Annotated in this window: 20 protein-coding genes; 11 read left to right on the forward strand and 9 right to left on the reverse strand. The window is 55.9% G+C overall.

All coding sequences use genetic code 11. The features are described 5' to 3' along the window. Positions 1-9: 9 nt before the first annotated feature. The 3 genes from VHE34_RS18630 to VHE34_RS18640 form a co-directional block, all read right to left on the reverse strand. Positions 10-2,460: an AsmA-like C-terminal region-containing protein gene (locus VHE34_RS18630; protein WP_325590371.1), complete on the reverse strand. Its 2,451-nt coding sequence runs from the start codon at positions 2,458-2,460 to the stop codon at positions 10-12. Positions 2,461-2,466: 6 nt separating this feature from the next. Further along, complete coding sequence (locus VHE34_RS18635; RefSeq protein ID WP_325590372.1) at positions 2,467-4,698, reverse strand: transferrin receptor-like dimerization domain-containing protein; 2,232 nt, start codon at positions 4,696-4,698, stop codon at positions 2,467-2,469. A gap of 102 nt (positions 4,699-4,800) precedes the next feature. Then, positions 4,801-5,298, reverse strand: a complete 498-nt coding sequence (locus VHE34_RS18640) for a methylglyoxal synthase (RefSeq protein ID WP_325590373.1) — start codon at positions 5,296-5,298, stop codon at positions 4,801-4,803. Positions 5,299-5,457: 159 nt separating this feature from the next. Between VHE34_RS18640 and VHE34_RS18645 the strand changes: the two genes are divergently transcribed. After that, positions 5,458-6,039, forward strand: coding sequence for a T9SS type A sorting domain-containing protein (locus VHE34_RS18645; protein WP_325590374.1), 582 nt, complete (start codon positions 5,458-5,460; stop codon positions 6,037-6,039). Between the two features lie 285 nt (positions 6,040-6,324). Here the strand turns inward: VHE34_RS18645 and recA are convergent, their stop codons facing one another. Further along, positions 6,325-7,326: a recombinase RecA gene (recA, locus tag VHE34_RS18650; RefSeq protein WP_325590375.1), complete on the reverse strand. Its 1,002-nt coding sequence runs from the start codon at positions 7,324-7,326 to the stop codon at positions 6,325-6,327. Positions 7,327-7,721: 395 nt separating this feature from the next. Between recA and VHE34_RS18655 the strand changes: the two genes are divergently transcribed. The 3 genes from VHE34_RS18655 (at position 7,722) to VHE34_RS18665 (ending at position 11,810) form a co-directional block, all read left to right on the forward strand. Next, the gene (locus VHE34_RS18655; protein ID WP_325590376.1) at positions 7,722-8,093 is read left to right on the forward strand and encodes a hypothetical protein; all 372 of its coding nucleotides are present in this window, start codon (positions 7,722-7,724) and stop codon (positions 8,091-8,093) included. Positions 8,094-8,524: 431 nt separating this feature from the next. Continuing rightward, positions 8,525-9,391, forward strand: coding sequence for an OmpA/MotB family protein (locus VHE34_RS18660; protein WP_325590377.1), 867 nt, complete (start codon positions 8,525-8,527; stop codon positions 9,389-9,391). 64 nt (positions 9,392-9,455) lie between these two features. Next, entirely contained in the window at positions 9,456-11,810 is a 2,355-nt protein-coding gene (locus tag VHE34_RS18665; RefSeq protein ID WP_325590378.1) for an ATP-binding protein, read from the forward strand. Here VHE34_RS18665 and VHE34_RS18670 read toward each other — a convergent pair. Then, positions 11,807-13,399, reverse strand: coding sequence for a Na+/H+ antiporter (locus VHE34_RS18670; protein WP_325590379.1), 1,593 nt, complete (start codon positions 13,397-13,399; stop codon positions 11,807-11,809). The genes VHE34_RS18665 and VHE34_RS18670 overlap by 4 nt on opposite strands. A 49-nt stretch (positions 13,400-13,448) precedes the next feature. Here VHE34_RS18670 and VHE34_RS18675 point away from each other — a divergent pair, with 49 nt between their 5' ends. Further along, the gene (locus VHE34_RS18675) at positions 13,449-13,937 is read left to right on the forward strand and encodes an META domain-containing protein (protein ID WP_325590380.1); all 489 of its coding nucleotides are present in this window, start codon (positions 13,449-13,451) and stop codon (positions 13,935-13,937) included. A 70-nt stretch (positions 13,938-14,007) separates the two neighbouring features. Here VHE34_RS18675 and VHE34_RS18680 read toward each other — a convergent pair whose 3' ends face one another. Beyond that, positions 14,008-14,370: a hypothetical protein gene (locus VHE34_RS18680; protein WP_325590381.1), complete on the reverse strand. Its 363-nt coding sequence runs from the start codon at positions 14,368-14,370 to the stop codon at positions 14,008-14,010. Positions 14,371-14,510: 140 nt separating this feature from the next. Here VHE34_RS18680 and VHE34_RS18685 point away from each other — a divergent pair, with 140 nt between their 5' ends. After that, on the forward strand, positions 14,511-14,669 hold the full coding sequence (locus VHE34_RS18685; RefSeq protein ID WP_325590382.1) for a hypothetical protein: 159 nt from the start codon (positions 14,511-14,513) through the stop codon (positions 14,667-14,669). Here VHE34_RS18685 and VHE34_RS18690 read toward each other — a convergent pair. Together VHE34_RS18690 and VHE34_RS18695 are read right to left on the reverse strand one after the other, a co-directional pair. Then, positions 14,666-19,804, reverse strand: coding sequence for an AAA domain-containing protein (locus VHE34_RS18690; protein WP_325590383.1), 5,139 nt, complete (start codon positions 19,802-19,804; stop codon positions 14,666-14,668). The genes VHE34_RS18685 and VHE34_RS18690 overlap by 4 nt on opposite strands. Before the next feature lie 4 nt (positions 19,805-19,808). Next, complete coding sequence (locus VHE34_RS18695; protein WP_325590385.1) at positions 19,809-20,177, reverse strand: hypothetical protein; 369 nt, start codon at positions 20,175-20,177, stop codon at positions 19,809-19,811. Between the two features lie 38 nt (positions 20,178-20,215). On the opposite strand from VHE34_RS18695, the gene VHE34_RS18700 reads away from it, so the two are divergent. From VHE34_RS18700 to VHE34_RS18710, 3 genes are all read left to right on the forward strand, one after another. After that, positions 20,216-22,561: an ATP-dependent helicase gene (locus tag VHE34_RS18700; protein ID WP_325590387.1), complete on the forward strand. Its 2,346-nt coding sequence runs from the start codon at positions 20,216-20,218 to the stop codon at positions 22,559-22,561. 141 nt (positions 22,562-22,702) lie between these two features. Continuing rightward, a complete protein-coding gene (locus VHE34_RS18705) occupies positions 22,703-23,257 on the forward strand; it encodes a hypothetical protein (protein WP_325590389.1) in 555 nt (184 codons plus the stop codon). 73 nt (positions 23,258-23,330) lie between these two features. Beyond that, positions 23,331-23,927, forward strand: a complete 597-nt coding sequence (locus VHE34_RS18710; RefSeq protein WP_325590391.1) for a transposase — start codon at positions 23,331-23,333, stop codon at positions 23,925-23,927. Here VHE34_RS18710 and VHE34_RS18715 read toward each other — a convergent pair. Next, complete coding sequence (locus tag VHE34_RS18715; RefSeq protein WP_325590393.1) at positions 23,916-24,269, reverse strand: arsenate reductase family protein; 354 nt, start codon at positions 24,267-24,269, stop codon at positions 23,916-23,918. The two genes, VHE34_RS18710 and VHE34_RS18715, sit on opposite strands and share 12 nt — an antisense overlap. A gap of 186 nt (positions 24,270-24,455) precedes the next feature. On the opposite strand from VHE34_RS18715, the gene VHE34_RS18720 reads away from it, so the two are divergent. Together VHE34_RS18720 and VHE34_RS18725 are read left to right on the forward strand one after the other, a co-directional pair. Further along, on the forward strand, positions 24,456-24,968 hold the full coding sequence (locus tag VHE34_RS18720) for a sigma-70 family RNA polymerase sigma factor (protein WP_325590395.1): 513 nt from the start codon (positions 24,456-24,458) through the stop codon (positions 24,966-24,968). Beyond that, positions 24,949-25,548: a hypothetical protein gene (locus VHE34_RS18725; RefSeq protein WP_325590397.1), complete on the forward strand. Its 600-nt coding sequence runs from the start codon at positions 24,949-24,951 to the stop codon at positions 25,546-25,548. The genes VHE34_RS18720 and VHE34_RS18725 overlap by 20 nt, the downstream gene beginning before the upstream one ends. The last annotated feature ends 5 nt before the right edge of the window (positions 25,549-25,553 follow it).

A 25,553-nucleotide genomic window follows, 5' to 3' on the forward strand; every position in this document is an offset into this window, starting at 1 on the left:
ACGGTAAAATTACCGATGTTTTATCTTTTTAAGCGCCTTTTTAAACGGGTCCCAGGAGACTTTCAGTTTTCCATCATCACCCCGCCGGGCGCGAAGGCGAACACTCGGCCCGGCCTTGCTATCGTTTCCCCGGCTGTCGGGGGGAATGCCGCCGTTTTGATTCTTGGAGAGATTGCTGAGCGGCACCTGCAAACTCCAATCCGGCCCCGTCCTGAGGTCATAACGACCTTCCGCATACAGGGTAAAGGCCGTGGAGCGGATCTCCATTCGCTGAAAGATCAGCGTAGTGGAGTCGAGGTCGAGATGATTCTTCAGCTCGGCAAATTTGACGGCCGATAAGTCCTTATTCTTCAGCACGGCCACGCGTATCTTTTCCATCGGGGCGAAGTCGACGAGCTGGCCATCGCGGATCGTGAAATCCAGCGATCCCTTCAGGCTGTTGGGGACCATCTTAGCCTTGTCGGTCATCGCGCCCGCAAGCCGTATATCTGCGGAGAGCTTTCCTTTCAGGTTCCTGGAGGTAATGGCGTCCTGGTGAAAATCATTGAAGGCCATAAACAGCGTCGGCAGATCGACCTGGTCAAGATGGGATTCCAGCGAGACGGGGTTATTGGCGCCGGAGCCCTTGCGGTCGAGCCGGGCTTTCAGCTCGATAGAGCCGTTACCCTGTTCAAGAGTCAGGCGGTTAAGCCTGATCTCATGATCATCGAACACGAGGTCCGCTTTGGCATGCGCACCAGCGAATTTTTGGAATTTCAGGTCACCCGCATTGATGCCGATATGGATGGCTCCTTCCTTCAGGAGCCGGTCGATGCGTGCGAAGGATTCTCCAAAAGGACTCCTGTTGCTGCGGGTCGGCGCGCCGGCGGTGGGGTGGCCGGCAAGGACGGCGAGGTCGCCGAGGTCGAGATGCGGCGTGGTCAGGTTGAGGTCCAGGCCCACGTCTTCCGTGTTCCGGTCCAACAGCGCGACGAGGTTCTTCGCTATGCCCCTTACGGCGATGGGCGTATTGCCGGCACGAATGCTCAGCTGTTCGATCAACAGGTCCTGGTCTTTGAAAAGCAGCCGTCCTTTTCCGTTCGTCAACCGGAAGGCGTAGGGGAGATAGACCAACGTGGCGGAGTCCAGGTCGATCCGGCCATTGACGGCAGTACCGGCCGTATCATTCTCGGAAAGCGGGCCTTTATAGTGGAGGTTCATATTCCCGATTCCACCCGTGAACTGCAGCGTCTGGCTGCCGGTGACATCGTTCAATTGCTCCAGCGGGAAATGGGAATGAAGATCGCAGGCAAGCCGGGGAAATTTCAGGTTGGTGATCGTGATCGTGTCGGCGCGCAACGGCAGGTTTTGCAGCTGCCCGGAAAAGCCGAGAAACCGGAGCACGGAGTTCTCATCACCCCGTGGCTCGCCCCGTTGTCCTTCGTTGCTAAAGCTGCCTTTGCACGAGACGCCGGTAAAACGGCCCGCAGGCGTGAGTACGCTGGCGTTGTCAAGGTTGAGATGGACGACGATCTGCGGCGTTTTATCATCGGCGGCGCCGGCATCCAGCTGCGCCCGGATGGAAATGGGCTTGTCGATGTCGTAGACGTCGATCTTCTGCTGGATATTGGGTGCCAGCAGGGCCGTCGCCAGGTGGAAGGGAATGTCGTCCGTCGCAATCTTGAGGAAGAACGGATCCGGATGCACGGTCGGGAAGAACCGGCCACTGAAGACGAAAGGATGATCGTCGATCGCCACCATCGCCTCGTTGAACTGGACGATCTTGCTGGCCGTGTTATAGTCCACGAGGAAATTACCGGTGAGCTTTTTCCCTTTTAAAAAGCTGCCTTTTTCGGTATTAAAGGCAAGGCTGTTGACGACGATGCCGGCATCGCGGATCTGCAGGTGAAGAAGCCGGCGGTCCTGCCCGATATGACAACGTAGCCGGTGGATATCGAGATCGAAGAGTTTGTGCCTGTCCTGGCGTTCCAGGATCCAGCGGATGTCGGTAAGGCCGATATCGGGTGCATTCCCCGACTTACCGGGTGGGCCAGGCTTCTGGTGTTTTAACAGGTAAGTATTCGAGTAGCCCGTGCTATCCGTGTAGAAATAGATCTGCCCGTGTTCGAGGTCTATTTCGCCGATCTGTACGTGGAAGGTCAGCAGGGTTTGGAGTATGTTGCAGGAGACGTCGGCCCCGGCGACCCTCAGGAGATCATGCTGGTGCTGTGGCCAGGCGCTGTCGCGGAGCAGGACGTCCGAGAAGCGGGCGGTGACATTCGGAAAATGCCGGAAGAAGGACAGGTCGAGGTTGCCGATCCGGACCTGGCCGCCGATCCGCTCCTGCAGGGCCGACCTTGCTTTTTCCAGCAACGTCGCCTTGTTGAGCAAGGCGTAGGCGATCAGGCCGATCCAAAGAAGGAATAGCAGGCCCACAAGGACGCCTGCTATTCGAAGGAGGTATCGTAGCGTTTTATTCAAGATATTTTATTCCTTGAAGAAGATCGCACTCAGGTAAGCAGCGAACTTCTTCAACACCGCGGCGTCGACAGCGATCTGTTGTTGGGCTTCGGTGAAATTGCGCTGTTCGATCGCTTCCCGGATGCCGGGCAGGGTCTTTACGCCGTAGCCGGTATAAAAACCGGGGGCGTATATCGCGTGCCGGTACCAGGGGCGGCGAGGCAGCCCGTTATCAGATAGCAATTGTTGTTCCGCCCGGTACAGGGCCTCATTTACCCGTTGCAGGTCGGTTCCGTCCAGCTTTGCCTTTGCGAGCGTATCACCGAGATGTTTGGTCGCGTGGTCCAGCTGGTTGAGCGCGTTTTGCAGCGGCGAGAAATCCAGGTACGGCACCTCGTCCTTGCCTTCGGGAAGGAGGAGATGGCGGGCCGTATCGGTGGCAAAGCGGTAGTCATGCTCTTTGATCAGCTGGTTGGTGAGGGCCGTTGTCTCGCGCAGCTGGTCAAGCTGGTTGATGAGGTCTGCGGCATAGCCGTTGATCGTCGTAGATAGCGAGCGGAAATCGAAAGGTAGCAGACCCGCGTCCGCCATCCGTAGCGTGCTGCGACCGGCCGTTTTGGCCAGTGTGACTCCGTACTGGAAGCTGGGGTCTTTGAAGCGGCGGTAATCGTCATAGCTGTCGTAGATCGAGTGGTATTCGCCTCCGGCCGATTCCCCTCCATAGCCGAAATCGAGACAGGGAATACCCAGGTGCTGGATGAATGGGGAGTAATCCGATCCCGAGCCCATGGCTCCGAGGCTAATCGTTTTTTTCTGGAAGAGGTCTTTTTTCAGACGGCCGGCTTCCGCGGCATTTACCAGGTCGCGCGCGTGGCGGCGGTCGATGACGGAGATACCCGTTTCAGGATCGATGACGTCCCGGGCCACCTCGTTGACAAACGGTTCGAGGCCATGGGAGCCTTCTGCACCGAGGTATCCGCGGCCGTTGCCGTCGGAATTGATATAGACTACAGCTTTTTGTTGGAGCTCCGCCGCATGGGTCTCCACCCATTCCGTGGAACCTATCAGGCCGGGTTCTTCGCCATCCCACGCGCAGTAGACGATCGTGCGTTTGGGCTTCCAGCCAGTTTTGCGGAGCTCGGCGATGCCGCGGGCTTCCTCCAGCATGGCCGATTGACCGCTGATGGGGTCGCCGGCGCCGTTGACCCAGGCGTCGTGGTGATTACCGCGTATAACCCATTCGTCGGGCCAAACGCTGCCGGGCATTTTGGCGATGACGTCCGTCACCGGTTTCATGTCCCAGTTAAAGGCCAGCTTGAGATGCACCTGCGTCTTGCCGGGCCCGACATGGTAGGTGAAGGGCAGGGCGCCGCGCCAGTCTTCCGGGGCAACCGGGCCGCCGAGGGCCCGCAACAGGGGTTCGGCATCATGATAGCTGATGGGGAGTACGGGTATTTTAAGGAGGACGGTGGCGTCCTTGCGGTCAAGGCGTTTGGCGTCTTTCGTTGCGCCCTCGCCCGGGGTGAGCGGATCGCCGGGATAGATCGGCATGTCCATGATCGAGCCGCGCTGGACGCCGTATTCGTTCTTGAACGCGCCTTTTGGATAGACGTCGCCATCATAATAGCCATCGTCCTTCGGGTCGGAGTAGATCAGGCAGCCGATGGCCCCGTGTTCTTGCGCGACCTTGGGTTTTATCCCCCGCCAGGAGCGGCCGTATTTGGCGATGACGATCTTGCCTTTTACGGAGATACCCATTCTTTCCAGGCGATCGTAGTCGTCGGGGATGCCATAGTTGACAAACACCAGCTCGCCGGTGACGTCGCCATCGGGGGACCAGCAGTTGTAGGTCGGGAGCTGCTCGCTGGTCTGACCGGAGGTGCGATCTTCTTTTAGCGCCGGCTCGGCCAGCGTTGCTTTGAAAGTCGTGGGGGCCGTCATTTCCAGCAACCGCTGCTTTGGCGTAGGGAATAAGACGGTAAAGGTCTCCGTTTTGACGTCATAGCCCCAACTCTTGAATTGGTTATAGATGTAGTCGACCACGGCTTTGTCGCCGGGTGAACCGACGTGATGGGGGCGGGAGGATAGGATGCGGATGCCGCTGTCGACGTTGGCGGCGCGGAGATAGCCGTCGAAGGTGGCTTCCAGCTGTTGTTCCTGTTTGGCTTCGGCCTCGTTGAATCCCGAGAGGGAGTGGGATTGGGATTGGGCCAGGGTGGAGGCCAACAGGAGGGCGCCGGCCAGTAGTTGTTTTCTCATATTGTAGTGCGGGGAATGGGTTTTGCCGAAATTAGCCCATTCCCCGCATACGGTTTTATGGACCTTCGGCCGGCGGACCGGCGGCCCGCCAAGGTAATGCGATTATTGTTTTGGTGATAGATCCGAATGGATGGATTGGTCGGGTTTGTCAAGCCGCTTGGCGTATTGCGTATAGTCCGGGACGATGATGTCGTAGTCTGAGAACATGAGCGGCGAGGTCAGCAGGAAGTCGGCGGTGGCGCGGTCGCAGGCGAAGGGGATGTTCCAGGTCACGGCCAGTCGGAGGAGGGCTTTGATATCCGGGTCATGGGGCAGGGCTTCCATCGGGTCCCAGAAGAAGATGAGGACGTCGATCTTGCCTTCGGCGATACGGGCGCCGATCTGTTGGTCGCCGCCGAGCGGGCCGCTGAGGAATTTGCTTACGGATTGGCCGAGGGCTGCTTCTACGAGGCCGCCGGTGGTTCCGGTGCCGAAGAGCTTGTGTTTGCTGAGGGCTGTTTTATTATAGACGGCCCATTCGATCAATTCGATCTTCTTGTTGTCGTGCGCTACGAGGGCGATGCGTTTCGAGCCGCTCATTTTCCTCACGGGGATTTGCATACTAAGCACGTTTTAATGGTGCTTGGTGAAGATACCTTCTTTAGGAATACTATAACAACTCGCGAAAAATTTTGATGAAGGCGATGCGTTTTATTGGTCAGGCATGGAATTTGTACCCCCTCCCCCCTCGGTTGTTGATCATATACTTACCCATCGGCAATGAAAAAAAGAACCTGTCTGACGTTACTGGCTCTTGTCATATGCTGCGCTTCCCAGGCGCAACATGGGCCGGCCATAAACTTCAACGCCGTGATGAAAGAATCCAACCGGAGTGTTTCGTTACAGTGGGATGCGGACAGTGCATTCGAAGGGGATTATTTTATCGTCGAGCGGGGGCAGGAGGGTCACTTCGAAACGATCGGTGCGCTGCGGTCTACGGGGGTCCGGGGGCACTATGAGCTGTCGGACCAGGCGCCGCCCAATGGCCTTAATTATTACCGGATCAAGTATACCGGCAAGAAGGATACGGCGGTTTATTCCCGGACAGTGGAGCTCAGTATTTCCGGTGATGTAGACTTTAAGTTTTATCCCAATCCCGTCGACAAGGTGTTTATCGTGCGCACGGAGCACAGCCTGGATCTGCAGATCATTGATCCTTCCGGCAATACGCGGGTAAGTAAACGGTTACAGCCTGGACTGCAAGTCGTTAGCGTTGGTTTCCTGGAGCGTGGGGTCTATGTCATCCGAGTAACTGATAAAGAAAGCAATAGAGTGGTTTCCCAGCAGCTGGTGAAGAATTAAAAAGACCTTAAAAAAAATATTACCTGAAAATGGTATTGCAGATTTGATTTTATTCCTATACCTTTATCTTGGTTTTTCATAGGATATTGGATTTTAAAACGGGGTTGAATTTCTATTCAGACCCCTTTTTTATTTTTAAGCCTGCCTGATTGATCTTCAGCACATTACTATAAATAAGAAGGCCCCGATGGAAATCGGGGCCTGGTAATTACTAACCAATTTAATTATACACTAAAAACTGAGCCGCCGCTGGCGGACACCGCTCGGTTGGCTCAGACGTTAGCGTTACGCACTTTGCATTTCCTTCACTTTTTCCCGGATCTTATTTTCGATCTCGGTGGCCAGTTCGGGGTTATCATGCAGTAATTGTTTCACTGTGTCGCGTCCCTGGCCGAGCTTGTCGCTGCCGTAGCTGAACCAGCTACCGCTCTTGTTTACGATTCCGAGTTCGACGCCCATGTCGATGATCTCGCCCATCTTCGAGACGCCTTCGCCGAAGACGATGTCGAATTCCGCGGCGCGGAAGGGCGGGGCGACCTTGTTCTTCACCACTTTTACTTTCACCCGGTTGCCCACGGCTTCTTCGCCGTCCTTTATCTGCGCCATGCGGCGGATATCGAGGCGAACGGAGGCGTAGAATTTAAGGGCGTTACCGCCGGTCGTCGTTTCGGGGTTGCCGAACATGACGCCGATCTTTTCCCGGAGCTGGTTGATAAAGATACAGATGGTGTTGGTCTTGGAGATCGTAGCCGTGAGTTTGCGGAGTGCCTGTGACATGAGGCGTGCCTGGAGACCCATTTTGCTGTCGCCCATCTCGCCTTCCAACTCACCCTTAGGGACAAGTGCTGCAACGGAGTCGATGACTACGACGTCGAGTGCGCCGGAGAGGATGAGGCGGTCGGCGATCTCGAGCGCCTGTTCGCCATAGTCGGGCTGAGAGATCAGCAGGTTGTCGATGTCGACGCCCAGTTTCTGAGCGTAACCGCTGTCGAAGGCGTGTTCGGCGTCGATGATCGCGCACATTCCGCCTTTTTTCTGGGCTTCTGCGATGATATGGGTAGCGATGGTCGTTTTACCGGAAGATTCGGGGCCATAGATCTCAACAACCCTGCCTTTTGGCAGACCGCCGACGCCCAGCGCCATGTCCAGTCCGATGGATCCGGTGGATATGACCTCCATGGGTTCCTGGCTTTTCTCGTTCATCATCATCACGCTTCCCTTCCCGAAATCCTTGTCTATTTTGTCCATCGTCAACTTTAAAGCCTTGAGCTTTTCTGCGTTTGACATAATCGTTGTTTTTTTAGTTCCCCCAAATTTATTGATTCAGCAAAGCTAAGGTAAATTAATTATACACACTAATATAATTAGCATTTTTCTGACTAATTTTTTTGGTGTTGTTGGAGAAATTTCATTTTTCCAGGCAACGCAATGGTTGTAACATGCATTTAAGGAGTAAATGGCCGGATGAATATACCCGGGCAGATCCGGAATGCCCGGGGCGGTTCGGCCGGCGGCATCCACCGAATCCCGGGAGATCCCGCCCCCTACGCTCGCCCGCCCCCTACGCTCGCCCGCCCCCCTGACCGTGACAACTTCGGTCACCCCGGCGATCCCGGCCCGCCGGCCAACATGCTGGCGGAAAGCACGCCGCCCCCGGTCGCGCCGCCGAAGCCGGCCGCAAAATGGTGCGGATCCGTGAGACGCGGTCGCCGGAAACCACCTTCCTGCCTGGCGAGAACGACCCGAGCCTGCTCCGTTTGCGTCAGGATACAGTGTACATCCCGCCGGCAGAGAAAGGGGATCGCTTCAGCCGGCTCACCGTCGTCATTAACCGCTACGGCGACCTCGGGAGCCGGATCGCCACGGGCATCAATGCGAAGAAGGAGGAGCTGGAAGTGAATAAGGAACGCCGTTGGGCCGGGGACTGGAAACCCGGTGCCGGCCACCCGGCCTATCTCACAAAGGATCCTTCCATTACGATGAAGAAGGACACTATCTATCAGAAGCCCGGCATCAATGATTGCCCGGAGATCACCTCTATCTTCTCCTTATAGAGCATCTCCTGGCCTATTTTATCCGCCGATGCGGCGATTTCTTCGAAAAAGACGGCTGGCGGCTCACTGCCGGCGAGGTCAGGCTCCTTCGAAACCGCATCCTTATCCGGCCCGCCATCTATTTTAATAACATCTTTAAACTTGTAACGCCGGGGCTTAGAGTATGCTATAAAGCCTTTTAACGTTCGGTCTTTCGCTCCTGGAAGCCCGTAAAATCACGGTTTTTTGTCCCATTGCGCGGTCCGGTTTGAAATATTGGGGATCGCTGCCGATGATTTTGGCATCAAATTCGCCTATTTTTTGCCACAACAGATTATCTTATATTAGATTGTTGGGTTATCTTTGACACCGTTATTCTGTTCTGATGGCAGCCTCTAACACGCACAGCATGCACAGAAGGAATAATTATTTTTCAAAAAAATGATATTACTATGAAGCTTAAACAAACTTTGCTCTACACTGCCCTTTCTGTGTTCCTTTTCTCTTGCGTTAGCCAGAAGAAATTCAAAGCAGCGCAGGCAAAGATCGACTCCTTAACCGCTGCCAACGCTAAATTAGCCGGTGACCTCAAAGCATGTAACGATTTGACCGCCGACGACGCCAGCAAGCGTACCGCCCTTCAGAACCAGATCGACGCCCTCAACAAGCAGATCGACTTCCTGAAGCAGAATCATGACGTTACCCTTAAACAGCTGCAAGATCTGTCTGTCATCTCCAACTCCCAGGCGGAAAGCATCAAAAAATCTTTGGACAATATCGGGGCAAAGGATACTTATATCCAGAACCTCCAGGCCGAGCTGGCGCATAAGGATTCCCTGAACATGGCCCTCGTGATGAACCTGAAAGGCGCCATCGGTAACATGGACGACAAGGATATCAACATCAAGGTCGACAAGGGTGTTATCTACATCGACATCTCCGACAAGCTGCTGTTCAAGAGCGGCAGCTACGATGTTACCGAGCAGGCCAAGACTGTACTCGGCAAGGTTGCCCAGGTGCTGAAGGCTCAGCCCGATATCGAGTTCATGGTCGAAGGCCATACCGACAACAAGAAATATGTTCGTCCTCCCTACCTGAAGGACAACTGGGATCTTAGCGTGAAACGCGCCACCTCCGTAGTCCGCATCCTGCAGAACCAATATGGCCTCGATCCGGCTCATATCACGGCAGCAGGTCGTGGCGAATATGTTCCCGTTGCAGGCAACGATACCGAAGAGGGCCGTGCAGCTAACCGCCGCACCCGTATCGTGATCCTGCCGCAGCTGGATCAGTTCTTCAAGCTCCTCGAGAAGAAATAATGATTCTCATAAAATATAAAAGCGGCCGTCTACAAGACGGCCGCTTTTTTTTCGTTTTGGCTATATGAAAGGGTTAAGGTGCGTTCTGGCGGTGCTCCTCTGCATTCTTTCGAGTCTGCCCGGACTCGGTCAGCAACCTGTCGCCCAAAAAGGAGTGATCGATCTCCGTGATGTCAATCTTTTTGACAAACATGTGAAGATCAATGGAGAATGGGCGTTTTACCCCGGGCGCATCCTGTCTCCCGACAGCCTTTCCACCGCCACGCCCAACTATATTCCCTTCCCCCTTCTATGGAAAGAGGTAAAGATCGACGGCAAACCGCTGCCTTCACAAGGCTGTGGCACCTACCGGCTGACCGTCCTTCTTCCAAAGAAACGGCCCCGGATCGGGATGGAGATCCACCATGTCTACAGCGCCTACCGGCTATACATCAACCAGGTCGTGCAGGCACAAAATGGCCTGCCGGCTGCTACAAGGGAGGCGGCCACCCCCTTTTGGACGAGCCGAACCATCGCGATCCCCTCGGGGGAACCCGATACCCTGGTGCTGGTGATGCAGGTTTCCAACTTCTGGCACGCCCGCGGCGGCCCCTTCAAGGACATCCTTCTCGGCGACAAGGACGAACTCTTCCTCAAAAAGAACCAGGATTTTGCCTATGACTTCACGCTGGGGGGCTGTATGCTGATGGGTGGTCTTTTCTTTCTCGGTCTTTACGCGTTCGGCCGCAAGGATAAGACCATTCTCTATTTTTCCCTCTTCTGTATCGTCTTCAGCTACCGGATGGTAGGTACCGGCAACTATGCCCTCCATTCGCTGTTCAACGATCTCAACTGGTTCGTTTCGATCCGCATCGAATACCTCACCCTGTCCGCAGGCATCGCGCTTTTCACCTTATACACCGGCAATCTCTATCCCGACGATTCGCATCGTCTTGTGATGAGGTCGATGATGGGGTTCTGTTTGGTGTATACCGTTGTGATCCTTGTGACCCCGACGCTATTCTTCACCAGTTGTCTTATCTTCTTTCTTGGAGTCATGTTCGCTTGCATCGCGTATGCAGAATACGTCTATCTCAGGGCTGCCCGCAACCGGCGGAGCGGCTCGGTGTATGCGCTGCTCAGCACGGCCATCATGTTGCTGATCTTCCTGCTCGGAAACCTCCATTATTTTGGGTTCATCCCCGATCTGCGGCCCATCCTCTTTGTTTGCTATATCTCCTTTTTCTTCCTTCAGTCCCTGGCGCTGTCCCACCGGTTCGCCGACAGCTTCCGCAAGGCCACCTTCCAGGCGCAACAGGGACTCCGGGCAAAATCGGAATTCCTTTCCACGATGTCCCACGAGATCAGGACCCCGCTGAATGCCGTCATCGGGATGACCCACCTGCTGTTGCGGAACGACCCAAGGCCGGACCAGGAGGAAGACCTGGGCGTATTGCTGTTCTCGGCCAACAACCTGCTTGGCATCGTCAACAATATCCTCGACTATAACAAGATCGAGGAGGGGAAGATCAATATCGAACGGGTCCCCTTCGATCTGCCCGGTGTCGCGGGCAATATCGTGGCCGGCCTTCAAAATGCCGCCGCCGAAAAAGGCATCGCCCTGCTGCTGGATGTCGATCCCCGGCTCGACAGCCTGCTGGACGGCGATCCCACCCGAACCAGCCAGGTGATCAACAATCTTGTGCACAACGCGATAAAGTTCACGAGGGAAGGCTTCGTGCGAGTATCCCTCACCGTGGAAGAAAAAACAAAGGAGGCAATGACAGTTACGGTCAGGGTCGAGGACACGGGTATCGGCATCCCGCGGGAGAAGCAACAGATCATCTTCGACCGGTTCACACAAGCGGACTCGTCCACCTCCCGCAGCTATGGCGGCACGGGTCTCGGGCTGGCCATTTCGAAACGCATCCTCGAATTGCAGGACGTCGATCTCCGGGTGCAGAGCGAACCCGGGAAAGGCTCTTGTTTTTATTATACCCAGACCTTCCCGCTCAGTGTTCAACCGACCCCGGAGCCGGGGAAGATTGCCGCGGCCACCGGCAAGGAGGCCCTCTTGCGCGATCTGTCCCTGTTGCTGGTGGAAGACAATCCCCTCAATGTTCTCGTGGCTCAGACGATGCTGGAAAACAACGGCGCCCGCGTGGACGTCGCCACAAACGGCGTGGAAGCGCTCGAACGGCTTGATCCCAACCGGCACCGCCTGATCCTGATGGATCTCCATATGCCTGTCATGGATGGCTATGAAGCGACGGCGCTGCTCCGGAAGCGTGGAGAGACCTTGCCCATCATTGCGTTGACCGCCAGCATGCCAAAAGAAGTGGAAAGCGAGGCCTTTGCCGCCGGACTCAACGGCGTCATTGTAAAACCGTTCAGCCCGGATGAGCTCTACCGGGTTATTCTTCAACATGTAAGGCTCTAGCGCCGGTAGCGGGCTTCTTCCAGGTCCAGTTCGGTCTCCTTGTTTCGCAGGATCTCCTCGGAGAACTGGTCGTCCCGCCGCATCCTTGCCAGCTCCTGTCGCTGCACGTCCACCAATTCGATCAGCAGCCTTCGGTATTGGGGAAGGAAGTTGGCCGCTTTTTCACCCAATTCTTCCATCTTTAGCCGGCTGCTGGTGATCGCCGCCATCCGTTCATACCGGTTCTTCAACCGGGTGAAGGCCTCGATCGATTCGGATTCCCTGGGATAGTGGACATTGATATGATCAACCACCGCATTGGCCATACGCAGCCGCATCTCCAGCCGTTCCTCCTCCTTGTTCTCCTTTGTTTCCACCTTCAGCCACCGGATGATCAGCGGCAGGGTCAGCCCCTGCACGACCAGCGTCGACAGGATGACACAGAAGGTAATGAACAGGATCATATTCCGATGTGGAAACATCGCGTCGCCGGACAGGGTCACGGGGATCGCCAGGGCCGAAGCCAGCGAGACGACGCCGCGCATCCCGGCCCAGCCGATGACAAAGATCGGCCGCCAGCCCGGGTTAGGCTCCTTCACCCGGATGCGTTTGCTGAGCATGCGGGGACAAAAGGCGCCCGGATAGACCCATAGCAGCCGCACGATGATGGTCACGATGCTGATCAGTACGCCATACCCGATCGCCGACGGCAGGCTGTATTCCCCCAGTCCCCGGACGATGCCCGGGAGCTGAAGCCCGATAAGAATGAACACCACCCCGTTGAGCAGGAAGACCAGGACATTCCAGACACTTTGCGTCTGCAACCGGGCCTCATAGGTGAAGATATCCGGGCTCCGGTAGCTGAGAAAAAGCCCGCCACTGACGACGGCCAGAACGCCCGAGCCGTGAAAATGTTCCGCGGTGATATACATCAGAAACGGACAGATCAGCGAGATGGCCGTGTCGATGCTGGAGGTGGTAGGAAGCCAGCGATGGATGGCATAGGCGATATTCCCGATGACCAGCCCCACCACGATCCCCAGGACCACTACCGATCCGAATTCCACACCGGCCCGCCAGAAGACGAACTTGCCCGTTACGATCGCAGCCATGGCAAAACGGAACACGATGAGGCTGGAGGCGTCATTGACCAGGCTTTCCCCTTCCAGCACATCGGCGACTTGTTTGGGGACCTTCAGATTCTGCAGCACGCTGGTAGCGGCGACGGCGTCCGGCGGGGAAATAATACCCCCCAGCAGGAATCCCAGTGCAAGGGAGAAGTTGGGGATCAGCCAGTGACTGAAATAGGCAACGGCGAAGGCGGTGCAAAAGACCAGGCCGAATCCGAGCAGCCCGATGGGCCGCCGGAGCTTCCAGAAGTCATGCCAGGAGGTGTACCAGGCCGCCGAATACAGCAGCGGCGGGAGAAAGATGACAAAGACCAGGTCGGGATCCAGCGAGATCTGCGGAATGCCCGGGATGAGGCTGATCCCCAGCCCGGCGATGACCAGGAAGATGGGATAGGAGATGCGTAGCTTCTGGCTGAGCATCGCCAGCATGGATACGACCAACAGGAGGGAGACGACGATTAGGAGGCTGTCCTTGACCATAGCCGAAGATACGGCATAATTTTTCCATAGATATCCGAAACACCCGGTTATGAGACTCCTTCCATTTGCCGTTGGCCTGGCCTTGCTGGCCTGTCAGTCCCCGCACCGCGAACCGGCGGCGCAAAAGGGCGACTCCGTTCTTCCTGCCGCCGTCAAAAAGGCTGCTCCCGACACGACCACCCTCGGCGGCGGCTGGTATCTTCAGCCTGTGCTACCGGCGGATACTGCGTCCGGCAAGACGCCGACCCTGCAGCTGGACCTCGCAAAATCCCGCTTCACGGGCAATACAGGCTGTAATTCCATGCGGGGGCGGTTTTGGTCGGACAAGACGGACAGCAGTCTTTCGTTTGGCGACAAGATCGTGATGACCCGGATGGCGTGTACCGGCTACAACGAAGCGGCATTTTTGAAGAGTCTGAAGAATGTGACCCACTACCGGCTGAACAATGGGATGCTCATCCTGCTTTCGGACGAGAGGACCGAGCTGTCACATTGGATGCGGAAGCCGGCGAGCGGTCCGAAGGCGTTGAAAGCGTAGCACAGATCGGGCTGGAAACGGTTTGCTATTGGTACCGGGGAGACTATTACTCCTCGAATGCCTCCGTCTCTCATGAGCGGTAGTAGTCTTCGGGGTCGCTAAGGACCTTTTTCCACTGCCGCTGATGGCTTTCCTGCCATTTTTTATCCGGATGTACCTTCCAATCCACACTCTTCAGTTGCTCCCGCACAAAATCCCGCTGCTCGGGGTGGACAAATAAAGGATGCAGGTAATACCACTTCGGGTCGCGGCTCAGCATCTTCCAAAACGCTTCAAAGCTAACATACCAGGTATCGAAGACCGTTACCTCGTCCGTCTTTGGGTCGGTCGTACTATGGTTGTATAAAAAAGAAACCCCGTCCGGCTGTTCGATCCGGTAAAGACTGCCGCCGCTGTTCTCGCTGCTGATATCGAAATAGAGTTCTTTTGGCATCGGAGAAAAAGTAGTATTTTGTGACCAGACCGGATGGAATCCGGTTCAAGATCATATTGCGAAATTTCGGCGAAAATTATTTTTATTTGAATTTTTGCCGAAATTTATATTTCTGTTATCTTATAAAAAACATTATTAATATGGCACTCATTCCCAACAATAAGAAAAAGAAAGACGGCAAACAACTCGCCGGTCCCAAGAGTAATATCCCCGGCTTTCCGGCTCCCAAAGGAAAGGCCAACAGCAAGGGCGTGAAGAGCAATACCCGGTTGACGGGCGGTTCGCAGCGCGGCTCCTAAGCCGGCCGGAACCCCTTTTCCAGCTGTTCTTTTTCCTGCTTCTCCAGTTCCGCCAGCGCGGCGGGTTCGTCGGCAAAGGTCTTTAGCCTTGTTTGGCCGCGGGTTCCTGCTCGCCCCCAGCGGACGATCAGTTTATTCCCATCGGTAGCCGCCTCCCAGAAGGCGCCGGTATTTCCGTCGCCCTGTACCAACCTGCGGAAGGCCAGGTGGTCATAGGGGCCGGCCGGCGCCGCGGGCTCGCCGAAGATGCCTTTGGCGTCTTCGGCGGAAACATCTGCACCCTGTTCCCCCAACGCCTTTACGATCTGCTCCATCACCTTTTGGGGTTGATGCAGCCAATCCTTGGCATACACCGGCATCACCTTCCAGCCGAAACTCCGGAGGGTCGCGGGCCGCTGATAATATTGCTCGATCAGATCCTCGTTTTGGTAGTGTCCTTCGTCATCGATCAGGATCGCGAGGGAATAGGCCGGATCTTCGGGCCGGCGGCGCACGGCGAGACTGCATTTGAAATCCGACTGGCCGATCGGTCCGTCAACGGTATAACCAAGCGCGACGAGCTGTGTCTTCAGCTGACTGCGGATCATCGTCGGCATGATCCGGTCTCCGCCTCCGCCCTGACTGCGCACCAGCCCATCGAGGATCGTCCGCGCCATCGTCATCTTCCCTTCGCTGATCCCTTCGGCATATTGCAGCCACCGGCGGAGATAACCGGCGCCTTCATTGTATTCATTGGTAATCTGCTCATAGCGGATGCTGCTCACCACCGCCATATGCTTGCGGGCGCGGCTGAACAGCACGTTCAACCGCTTTTCGCCGCCTTTTTTATTGATCGGCCCGAAATTCATCAGCATCCGCCCCCGGCTGTCGGGGCCATAACAAACGCTCATGATGATGATGTCCCGTTCATCACCCTGGATGTTCTCGAGATTCTTGATGATCAGGCCCGCATACTGGTCGTTCTCGGTCCGGTTGTACGCCTCCTCCAGCAGCCCTTCGAATTCTGCGTCTTCCGCCGCCAGCCGGTCGAGGGCCGCTTCGATGGTATGCTGCTGTTGCTGGCTGAAGGCGACGATGCCGATGCTTTCGCGGGTCCTGCGTCGCAACAGCTCGCGGATCAGCGCGGCGATATAGACGGCCTCCGCCGGATTGCTGCGTCTTTCGTAGACGCAGTCCGTTAACAGGTGGAAGCTGATGCTGCGGTCAAAGAGACTGTTCACCTGGGTGGCGGCATCGGCCGGTCCACCAATGCGGATCGCGGTTTTTTCGGAATGGTGGATCGTCCGGTCGGGGATGGTCAGCAGCTCGCCTTCATAGAAGGCGTGATTACTGAAACTGATCAGCGTCTCGTAGTGGCTGCGGTAGTGCCAGCTCAGCAGCGTGCTTTCCAGCTTGCGGGCACCCTGGGCGAGCAGGCTGTCGGCGTCCTCCGCCAGCCCCTCTTCTTCTCCGTCCATGCTCTTGTCGAGATCGTCCGGGTCAGCGTTTCTCGATCCCGAGTGGAAGAAGTCCGTGGGCGGCATCTGCTTTTCATCCCCTACGATGATCGTCTGCCGTGCGCGGTATAGAGCCGGCACGCCTTCCTCCAGTGTGATCTGGCTGGCCTCGTCGAAGATCACGACGTCAAAATGCGTATCGTCCAACGGAAGGCTGTCGCTGACGCTGTAAGGGCTCATCAGCCAGACCGGTTTTACCGCTTTCAGCACGCCGCCGCTCTCTTTTTCGGAGAGCTCGCGGATGCTTTTATAGCGCATGGTCTTGCCAAATTCGTTCTCCAGTATCTTCCGGCCTTCGGTAAAGGTCTTCTTGAACTTCTTTTGTTCCTCGCTGAGCTGCGCCGCCGGTCTGGCTGCCAGATCCAACTGCTGCAGGAAGCGATGTCGGACGAAGGCGCGGATCAGTTCCGCATTCAGCTGCTGAAGACGGATGTAGCCTTCGCCGAATTGCCCAACCGCCCCTTCCAGGGCCTGGGCATCGGTATTGGCGAATCCGCGGTATTGCTGGTACAGCTGCCGGAGGGCTTTTCGCGCGATGGCGGCCTCCGCCTGTCTCATTCGGAGCGGCAGGCGTCGGAGGCCCTTTTTGACGCCGTCGGGTAGACCGGTAAAAGCCCGCAGGGCGGGCAGCCAGTCGCGAAGGCCGTCTGCATTCAGCTGGATATTGAGCAGCTCATCCCGCGTTTCCGCAAGGCTGCCAACGGGAGGTTCCTGCAGGCAGCGTCCCAGCAGGGTTTCCAGGCGGTTGAGCGGTTGATGAAGGGCCTGTAGTGAAATGACCAATTCGGCGCCGTCGGGCCGCTGTAAAAGATATTCCAGCTCGGGATGCCCCTTTCTCCTTTGCAGCATGTCGATGCTCAATCGCGCCGTATCGATATTCTGATCCAATGCATATTGTTGCTGTAACTGCCGCCGGGATTGCTCCGCCCGTTCCGCCGCGGTATATTCGGTCTTCAACTGCTCCAGCACCTGGCGGTAGGACGGTTTGCCCGCGGCATGTGTGGTAAAATCATAGCTTTCGTGCAACCGGTGCTTCAGCCTTCGCCAGGGTCCGTTCAGCGCGCTGAGAAAGGCCCCATCCTGTTTGTCGGCCAGGAGCAAGGCGGCATCGAGATCGGTTTCGGGCAGCTTGTGTTTCCAGTGCCGGTTTTGTTGTTGCGCCTGCTGCGAGGCCTCCTGCAGCTCACGCCAGGCCTCATATTGCCGCTTCCACTCTTTTGCTTCGGGCCGGTCGGGATCGGCCAGCGCCATATTTCCCGAACGGGCCAGCGGATAAAGCAGGACGGCAAATTGTACGAGGCTTTTCAGTCTTTCCGCCTCCTGCAAGTGCCGGGGCTCCAGCCGGCAGGCATTGACAAGCGCCTCCACTTCGTCCAGTGAGCCGAAAGCCTGGTGCAGGGTTGCTTCCAATGTACGATGCGGGCTTTCCGAGAGAAAAATGCTTTCCTGCACGTTGCTGAACGGATGCTCCGAAAAAGTTCCGTCCGACCCAGACTCATCCAGCACGGCTTCCAGTTGCGCGATGACGGCCGCCGATGCGGTCCACTCTTTGTAGCCAGGCAGCTCCTCTTCCTCGCGCGGGTCCAGATCGACCAGGTCCTGCCGGAGCCCGATGATCTTCTCGATCAACGCCCGCCCGGTAATGCCCGTCTCCTCGCCTTCTTCGAGGGAACGGTCATGGAATTCCTGCAGGAGTGCCAGATGCCGGTCCATCGAAAGGAGAAGCGATTCGCGTTTGGCTTTCAGCCCCGGCAGATCCATGCGTCGATCGACAAAATCTTCGTAGGTGGATCGCAGGTTTTTGATAAATTCCCGTTTGTCGCCCTGGCTGTCGTGGATATAACAGCAGAGCTCTTCCAGGCCCACCTGCTTCAGCCGGTGGTAGACGACATCAAGCGCCGCGCGTTTCTCGCATACGAAGAGGATATTCTTTCCCCTGGCGACAAAGTCGGCGATCAGGTTGGTGATCGTCTGGCTCTTGCCCGTCCCAGGCGGGCCCTGGATGATATAGCTATAGCCACCGCGGCTTTGCAGGATCGCCTTTGTCTGGGTGGGATCGGCGGTGACGACATGAAACCAGTCATCGGCCCGGTTGCGGTCGAAGGAGTGTTCCGGGAAGATGCGGGGCCCGGCGCTGAAGAGCGCGTCGAAGCCGGGCTGTTGCTGCTGCCGGTCGATGGCCACGTTATAGTCGCGCACGAGGCTCATCTTTTTGTAGTTGAAGTTGCCCAGCACCATATTGCAGACATCGATCTCCCAGCTATGGGGGTTGCTCTCGTTGTCGACCAACTGGAAGACCTCTTTTTCGGGTACCGGCGGAGCCGGCGGTGCGATATAGCGCTGGAAGAGCTCCAGTCCCCGCGGGAGGCCTTCACTTTCGGGAGAGCCGGTCCTTTTCCGATATTGCGTCACCGTCTTCTGCGCCTCGACCTGGATCGCCCGGATGCGTGGCTTGTCGATGTAGCGGAGGGCGATGCCCTGGTTGGCGCCTTCGACCTGCGCCTGCACCGATCGATAGAACTGCCCGGGGCTCATCTCTTCCAGGTCGATCCAATCGGGCAGCCGGATCCCGTAGAGCTCCCTGAGCTGACCAGCCAGCACAGGATTCACCTCCGCGGCATTATCCAGCACCTTCAGGACGTAGTGATCCTCTTTTACTTTCTTGTTCTTCTTCAGGCTCACCGGCACAAGCAGCAGGGGAGTCTGAATCCGCTCTTTGGGATCTTCCTTCAGATTATGCCAGTTCAGGAAGGCGATCACCAGCCGCAGCTGGCTAAACCCATATTCCTGGATATTGCGTTGTGATTCGACGCGTACCGCATCGAGCGAGGCCGGGAGATAAACGTGGTCTTCAAATCGCAGGTATTTGTTCAGGACGATCTCCTTCATCCCGGTGATCTTTTCGGCGAGCTCGGCATTCCAGGTGAAGAGCAGCTCGGGCCGGATGCTCTCGTAATGCAGCACGACCGGAACGCTGCTGACGGTGAGATTGACAAACCGCAGATTGGGTTTGTAATACAGGAGCCGGTTGCGGCGGCTGGTATCGAAAAGCCGGTTTCGCAGCCGGTTTAGGATAAAAGCCTGGCGGTCTTTCAGATCCTTGTGCATCCAACCGGCCACCTGGCTCAGATCGGTTTGCTTTTCGGGATCATAATCGCGGTAATGCTCCGACCGGGTAATGATATCGTAAAGGTCCTGTGAGCGGCGCCCGCGGTCGGGCTCGGTCATATCCGTGATCAGCCGCGCTACAGTAGGGTGGATGCGGGGAAAGTTCAGCGAAGGGCTGGTTCTTAAAGAAGCGAAACGCACAATCGCTTCGGGATCATAAAGGTCCAGACCCATGGGGACGCCGCCCAGGATGAACCCGAGACAGAAGATATCGGAGAGCGGATCATGAGGTTCCAGTAGCTGCCCGAAGCATCGGACGCCGGGGGCTGGTACATGGGCCAAATTCGCGTCGATGTGCAGGACGCCATCGCTGACGAAGAGCGCTTGTCCGCGGTCGAAGGGCGCCACCAATCCCGCTTCGTGGAGCCGTAGTACCTCTTTGAACAACGGAAGGACGAAAGCGAGGGTATCGTCCGTCGAGTAATCGCCTTTGTCGAAGGCCGTGCGAAGGAAGGTGCTGAAAGAGGTCATAGGATCATTCGGATTTTATTTTTTGATAGACGACCAACAGCCCGGCGGCTTCGACGAAGGTCAGCGCCCGCTCCAAAAGGCGGTCTTGCAGACCGGCATCGGCCCGGATAAAATCAAGCAGGACCCAGGCGAAATAATCGTGGACGTTGGCCTGTGCGTTGGCGAGGGTGGTGATCAGCCTTTCGGAAACGCGGGTATCCGATGCTTCCGGCCAGGACCAATCGGGAAAATACCGATGCGCCAGATCCATCACGGCGGCGGTGCGTGTCCATTCCGGCTGCAGCAGCTCGAGCAGGACGTCCCTGGTGAGATCAGACAGCGTGGCCCGGGCAGCCGGATCCAGTCGTTCGAGGTCGATAGGTCCTTCGATCATAGAGTACGTAAATCTACGGATTTAAGTAACTTCGCAGCATGCGAGATTATATAACTGATTTGAACGACCGGCAGAAAGAAGCGGTATTGCATAAGGACGGCCCGATCATGATCGTAGCGGGTGCGGGGAGCGGCAAAACGAAGGTGCTGACGACCCGTATCGCTCACCTGTTGGCACAGGGAGTTCCGGCATGGAATATCCTCGCGCTGACGTTTACGAATAAGGCTGCCAAAGAAATGAAGGAGCGGGTGGAGAAGATCCTCGGCAGCACTGAAGCTCGCAATTTATATATCGGAACTTTTCATAGTGTATTCGCCCGGGTCCTGCGGGGGGAGGCCGAACGGCTGGGCTACCCGCGCAATTTCACCATTTATGATACGGATGACGCGAAGAGCGTGCTGAAGACCGTCATCAATGAAATGAATCTGGACGATAAGCACTACAAACCCAATACGGTGTATAACCGGATCTCATCGGCAAAGAATGCCCTGGTGGGTCCCGTCGAATATGCCAACGATTATGCCATCCAGCAGGAAGACATGCGGAGCAACCGCCCGGCCATCGCGCAGATCTATGACGCCTATACCAAGCGTTGCTTCAAGAACGGGGCTATGGATTTCGACGACCTGCTCATCAAGATGTACGAGCTGCTGAAGAACTTCCCGGATGAGCTTCACAAGTTTCAGCACAAGTTCAAATACATCATGATCGACGAGTACCAGGATACCAACCCTGCGCAGTACGAGATCATAAAATTACTGGGGGCGGCGTTTGAGAACGTTTGTGTGGTGGGAGACGATGCGCAGAGCATCTATAGCTTCCGCGGCGCCACCATCGAGAATATCCTGCAGTTCCAAAAGGATTATGAGGATGTGAAGGTGGTGAAGCTGGAGCAGAACTACCGAAGTACACAGAGTATCCTGAATGTCGCCAACGAGATCATCAAGAACAATAAGGGGCAGATCCCCAAGAACCTCTGGACGGACAACGCACCGGGGGAAAAGATCCGGCTGGTGCGGCTGATGACCGATAACGACGAGGGGAAATTCGTGGCTGATACCATCCAGGAGCAGCGGCTGCGGAACCACTATAACAACCGCGATTTTGCGATCCTCTATCGCACCAACGCCCAGAGCCGTGCCTTTGAAGAAAGCCTGCGGCGGATGGCGATCCCTTATACGATGTTCGGCGGGATCAGCTTCTACCAGCGGAAAGAGATCAAGGACTTTGTCGCGTATCTCCGGATCATCGTCAACCCGCGGGATGAGGAATCGCTGAAGCGGATCATCAACTTTCCTGCGCGGGGCATCGGCAAGACCACCATCGACAAGATCGTGCTGGAGGCCAACCGGAACGATATTTCGTTCTGGGAGGTGCTGGAGCGGGCGAAGGAATTCGGTCTGAAGGCGGGCACGCTCGAAGCGATAGAGAACTTCGTGATGATGATCAAGAGCTTCGCGTCGATGCTGGAGAAACACAACGCCTATGACGTCGCCGCGCATGTCGGCAAGCAGACCAACCTGGTCAAAGAGCTGTTCAACGATAAATCCGCGGAGGGGGTTGCGAGATATGAGAACATCCAGGAATTGCTCAACTCCATCAAGGAGTTTACCGAGCGGCCGGATGAGGACGGGGTGCTCGAGGCCGAAACAAAGGGGCTCGGTAACTATCTGCAGCAAATCACCCTGCTGACGGACGCCGACGATAAGGACCCCAATGCCGACACCGTAAAGCTGATGAGTATCCATGCGGCAAAAGGACTGGAGTTCACCTGTGTGTTCGCCGCGGGGCTGGAAGAGATGCTCTTCCCGAATGCCATGGCGATCAATACGCGGGAGGAGCTGGAGGAGGAGAGAAGGTTGTTCTATGTGGTCATCACGCGGGCCAAGCAGAAATTGTGGATCACCTATGCCAATACGCGGTATCGCTTCGGGAACCTTGTACAGAACGAACCGAGCCGGTTCATCGACGAGATCCCGGCCGACTACCTTGACCGCAGCTTCGCCGGTGGCGGCGCACGCAACCAGGGTTTTGCCGGACCGTCGGGCTCTGCGTACGACCGGATGCATGGAGGCTATGGCAACAATGCCGCACAGGCCGAAAAAAAATATGGGCCTCCACCTACAAAAAAAGACCAACGGCCTTCTTATGTTCCGCCGAAACCATACATGAAAACCATCGAGCACAATCCTTCACCCGATTTTGTTGCAAGCGACACCTCGGGACTTCAGGTGGGACAAAAAGTAGAACATCAGAAGTTCGGATTCGGCGAAGTGACCGGTATGGAAGGCAATGCGAACAACCCGATCGCGACCGTCAAGTTCCAGTACAACGGAGAAAAGAAGATCATGCTCAACTTCGCGAAACTGAGAATCGTCGAATAAACGGGAAAAATTCTCCCGATGGGAACAAAAGGGATGGGGTTTGTACGAGTGAATTTACGATGAAGCAAAAAATGCCTTCTTAGCAGTCGCGGAAGTCCCGCGCAGTTATTGCTTTTAACAAAAGTTTACTACCTTTTCCGCATGACCGAAATGTACAAGATACAGCCGAAGGGATTGTATTTTGTAACCCTAACCGTAGTCGGCGGCATCGACGTATTCACGCGTTTCGAATACTGCGATCTGTTGGTGGACAACCTCAACTACTGCATCGAGAACAAGCGGTTACGGGTATACGAATATGCCATCCTGCCCAGCCAGTTGTATATGATCGCGGATGTGGAAGAGGGGAGAGGTAATCTCCCCAAAGTCTTACGGGACCTGAAGAGCTATTCGGCCAAGCAGATCCTCCGTGCCATCTCTGAACATCCCGAGGAGACCCGGAAAGAGTGGTTGATGCGGTTGTTCCATTTCTTCGCCAACCGGTACCAGCATGATTCGGAGCATCATTTCTGGCAATTCGGCAACCAGCCGGTCGATCTCGAAAAAATCGTTAAAAAGGACAAGCCCATTCCCACCCCCCTCGACGCGCTTGCCCGGGCCAAATGGGTAGACGATCCCCGTCACTACATTTATTGCAGCGCCTACCCCAGGCAACGGGTAAAACTTTCCACGATGGAATACCGGCTTTTGTTGTAACTTTAGTCCTATCCCCCAGCCTATACCTTGTCGCAACTGCACCCTATTATTTTGTTCACCAAAATAAGAGTCTATGCTGTCGAATGATAAGCCGCTGATCCCGCTGGATTCCTGCTATTTTCTGACGCTCAATACTGTCGATAAAATCGATGTATTTACCCGGCCTGCCTATAAACAGGTGATCGCCGATGCGCTGAACCATTTTGTCGAGAGCCAGGGTCTGGCAATCTATGCCTGGTGCCTGATGCCCAGCCATCTGCATCTTATCGCGCGGACCAAGGAGGCGGGCGCCCCGGCTTATTTCGAGCGGGATTTCAGGAAATTCACCACCCGGGCCATCCTCAAGACCATCGAGGTGGAGATGGATTTCCGGCGGGACTGGATGCTTCGGCATTTCGAGGAATATCGGAAGACCCTGCAAAGAAAGGAGCGGTTCCACATATGGCAGGACTGCAGCAGTCCCCTGCGGATCGATTGTAAGCAGCCCGGGATGTTGCTCGACCGGATCGCGCATGTCCATGAGAACCCTGTCCGGGAGCGGATCGTCGAGCAGGCCGAGGCCTATCTCTTCAGCAGCGCCCGGGATTATACGGGGAGACCGGGGCTGGTCCGGACAAGGGTCGTCCAGCAGCAGGGGCTTTTCGGGTCAAAGATGTTGTCAGCCAATTGATCGTTTGAGTTCGTCCACTGTTTTCTTCTCGCTGCCGACAAAGATCTTCTTGCCCGCCACGACGACCGGGCGTTTCAAAAAAGTATATTCTTCCAGGATGAGCCGGCGATAGTCGGCTTCGGTCAGGGTCTTGTCTTTCAGCCCCATCTCCTTGTATTTGAGGGCTCTCCGGCTGAATAACGCCTCGTAGGACCCGGCTTTTTCCTTTAGTGCATCGAGCTCCGCGGGACTGATCTTTTCGGTCTTGATGTCCTGCAATTCGAACCCTTTTTTCGCGGCGGAAATTTCCGACAGTATTTTCCTGCAGGTGTCGCAAGTGGAGAGATGATAGATTTTCTTCATGGCTGCGAATGTAATAATTTCGTTCAAGGGCCGACTAACGATGTGCCGGGAATGCGCCCCGGGAAAAATAGCGCATTCCCGGCAAAGTGCTAATGTCTGTCCTTGCGGACATGAGCTTCGCTCTTGCCACTGGCAAGAGCTCACTCGCAGGCTTGCGCCTGCCTTCGTCGGCTTAAAGGCATTATAATGAACCTACAGGACGATTTCATCCGGCTGGTGAACGATAACCGCGGCATCCTCTACAAGATCTGCAGGATGTATGGCGATACCGATCCCGACCGGCAGGATCTGTTCCAGGAGATCGTGATCCAGCTATGGCGGTCCTATCCGTCGTTCCGGGGGGAGTCGAAGTTCAGCACCTGGCTGTACCGGATCGCGTTGAATACAGCAATTTCGGATCTGCGCAAGCAACGGCGCCATATCACGACCGTTGACCCCGACAACCTGCCGACCCAGTTGCAGGACATCCAATACAATACCGAAAAAGAGGAGCAATTACAGTCTCTTTATGCCGCCATCAACCGGCTGACCGAAGTGGAGAAAGCCCTGACCATGCTCTACCTGGAAGATAAGAGCTATGCTGAAATGGAAGACATCCTGGGGCTTCCCCAGAATAATCTCCGGGTAAAAATGAACCGGATCAAAGAGAAATTACGTAAAATGACAAAGGAGGCCGTTTATGGAGTTGGAAACGCTTAAAACCCTTTGGCAGGAACAGGAAATGCCGCCGCTGGCGGAGCCCGACCGCGGGCAGATGCTGGCCCTGTTGCAGAAACAGTCGGGCGGTCCCATTGCCCGGATGCGCCGGAATATCCGCAAGGAGGTGGTCCTGATGGTCATTTGCTACGCATTTTGCATCCTTTTTTATCTCTTTGCGTTCAAGGGCAGCATGGCCCGGGTGGCCTGGCTATTCGTCGGGCTTTTTGTATTCTTCTATGTCTATTATTACCGGAAGAACCAACTGTTGAAAAAGATGCAGTGTATGAGCTGTGAGGTCCGGTCCAACCTGGCAGGTCAGCTGAAGACCCTGCAGAAATACCTGCGATTCTATTTCTGGTCGAGCACTGTCGTCGTCCCGGTGAGCCTTTTCGTGGCATTCGATATCGCGATCCACAGCAACTTAGGTCCAATCCGGCAATGGAAGATCATCGCATTGTTCATCCTTGCCGCGGTGCTTACCATCGCCGTCTATTTCCTGAACCGCTGGTATATCCATAAGCTGTATGGCCGTCATGTCCGGAAGTTACAGGAGCTGCTGCGGGAGATGGATGAGGTCTGAGCGTC

This window comes from Puia sp. (genome assembly GCF_035546395.1).
Taxonomy (GTDB): Bacteria; Bacteroidota; Bacteroidia; order Chitinophagales; family Chitinophagaceae; genus Puia.

Coding starts and splice junctions, on each gene's coding strand:
- VHE34_RS18690 (WP_325590383.1), bottom strand. CDS start 19,804: ATGACCTCTTTCAGCACCTTCCTTCGCACGGCCTTCGACAAAGGCGAT.
- VHE34_RS18720 (WP_325590395.1), top strand. CDS start 24,456: ATGAACCTACAGGACGATTTCATCCGGCTGGTGAACGATAACCGCGGC.
- VHE34_RS18645 (WP_325590374.1), top strand. CDS start 5,458: ATGAAAAAAAGAACCTGTCTGACGTTACTGGCTCTTGTCATATGCTGC.
- recA (WP_325590375.1), bottom strand. CDS start 7,326: ATGTCAAACGCAGAAAAGCTCAAGGCTTTAAAGTTGACGATGGACAAA.
- VHE34_RS18660 (WP_325590377.1), top strand. CDS start 8,525: ATGAAGCTTAAACAAACTTTGCTCTACACTGCCCTTTCTGTGTTCCTT.
- VHE34_RS18675 (WP_325590380.1), top strand. CDS start 13,449: ATGAGACTCCTTCCATTTGCCGTTGGCCTGGCCTTGCTGGCCTGTCAG.
- VHE34_RS18670 (WP_325590379.1), bottom strand. CDS start 13,399: ATGGTCAAGGACAGCCTCCTAATCGTCGTCTCCCTCCTGTTGGTCGTA.
- VHE34_RS18640 (WP_325590373.1), bottom strand. CDS start 5,298: ATGCAAATCCCCGTGAGGAAAATGAGCGGCTCGAAACGCATCGCCCTC.
- VHE34_RS18705 (WP_325590389.1), top strand. CDS start 22,703: ATGACCGAAATGTACAAGATACAGCCGAAGGGATTGTATTTTGTAACC.
- VHE34_RS18725 (WP_325590397.1), top strand. CDS start 24,949: ATGGAGTTGGAAACGCTTAAAACCCTTTGGCAGGAACAGGAAATGCCG.
- VHE34_RS18685 (WP_325590382.1), top strand. CDS start 14,511: ATGGCACTCATTCCCAACAATAAGAAAAAGAAAGACGGCAAACAACTC.
- VHE34_RS18710 (WP_325590391.1), top strand. CDS start 23,331: ATGCTGTCGAATGATAAGCCGCTGATCCCGCTGGATTCCTGCTATTTT.
- VHE34_RS18700 (WP_325590387.1), top strand. CDS start 20,216: ATGCGAGATTATATAACTGATTTGAACGACCGGCAGAAAGAAGCGGTA.
- VHE34_RS18665 (WP_325590378.1), top strand. CDS start 9,456: ATGAAAGGGTTAAGGTGCGTTCTGGCGGTGCTCCTCTGCATTCTTTCG.
- VHE34_RS18715 (WP_325590393.1), bottom strand. CDS start 24,269: ATGAAGAAAATCTATCATCTCTCCACTTGCGACACCTGCAGGAAAATA.
- VHE34_RS18680 (WP_325590381.1), bottom strand. CDS start 14,370: ATGCCAAAAGAACTCTATTTCGATATCAGCAGCGAGAACAGCGGCGGC.
- VHE34_RS18635 (WP_325590372.1), bottom strand. CDS start 4,698: ATGAGAAAACAACTACTGGCCGGCGCCCTCCTGTTGGCCTCCACCCTG.
- VHE34_RS18655 (WP_325590376.1), top strand. CDS start 7,722: ATGGTGCGGATCCGTGAGACGCGGTCGCCGGAAACCACCTTCCTGCCT.
- VHE34_RS18695 (WP_325590385.1), bottom strand. CDS start 20,177: ATGATCGAAGGACCTATCGACCTCGAACGACTGGATCCGGCTGCCCGG.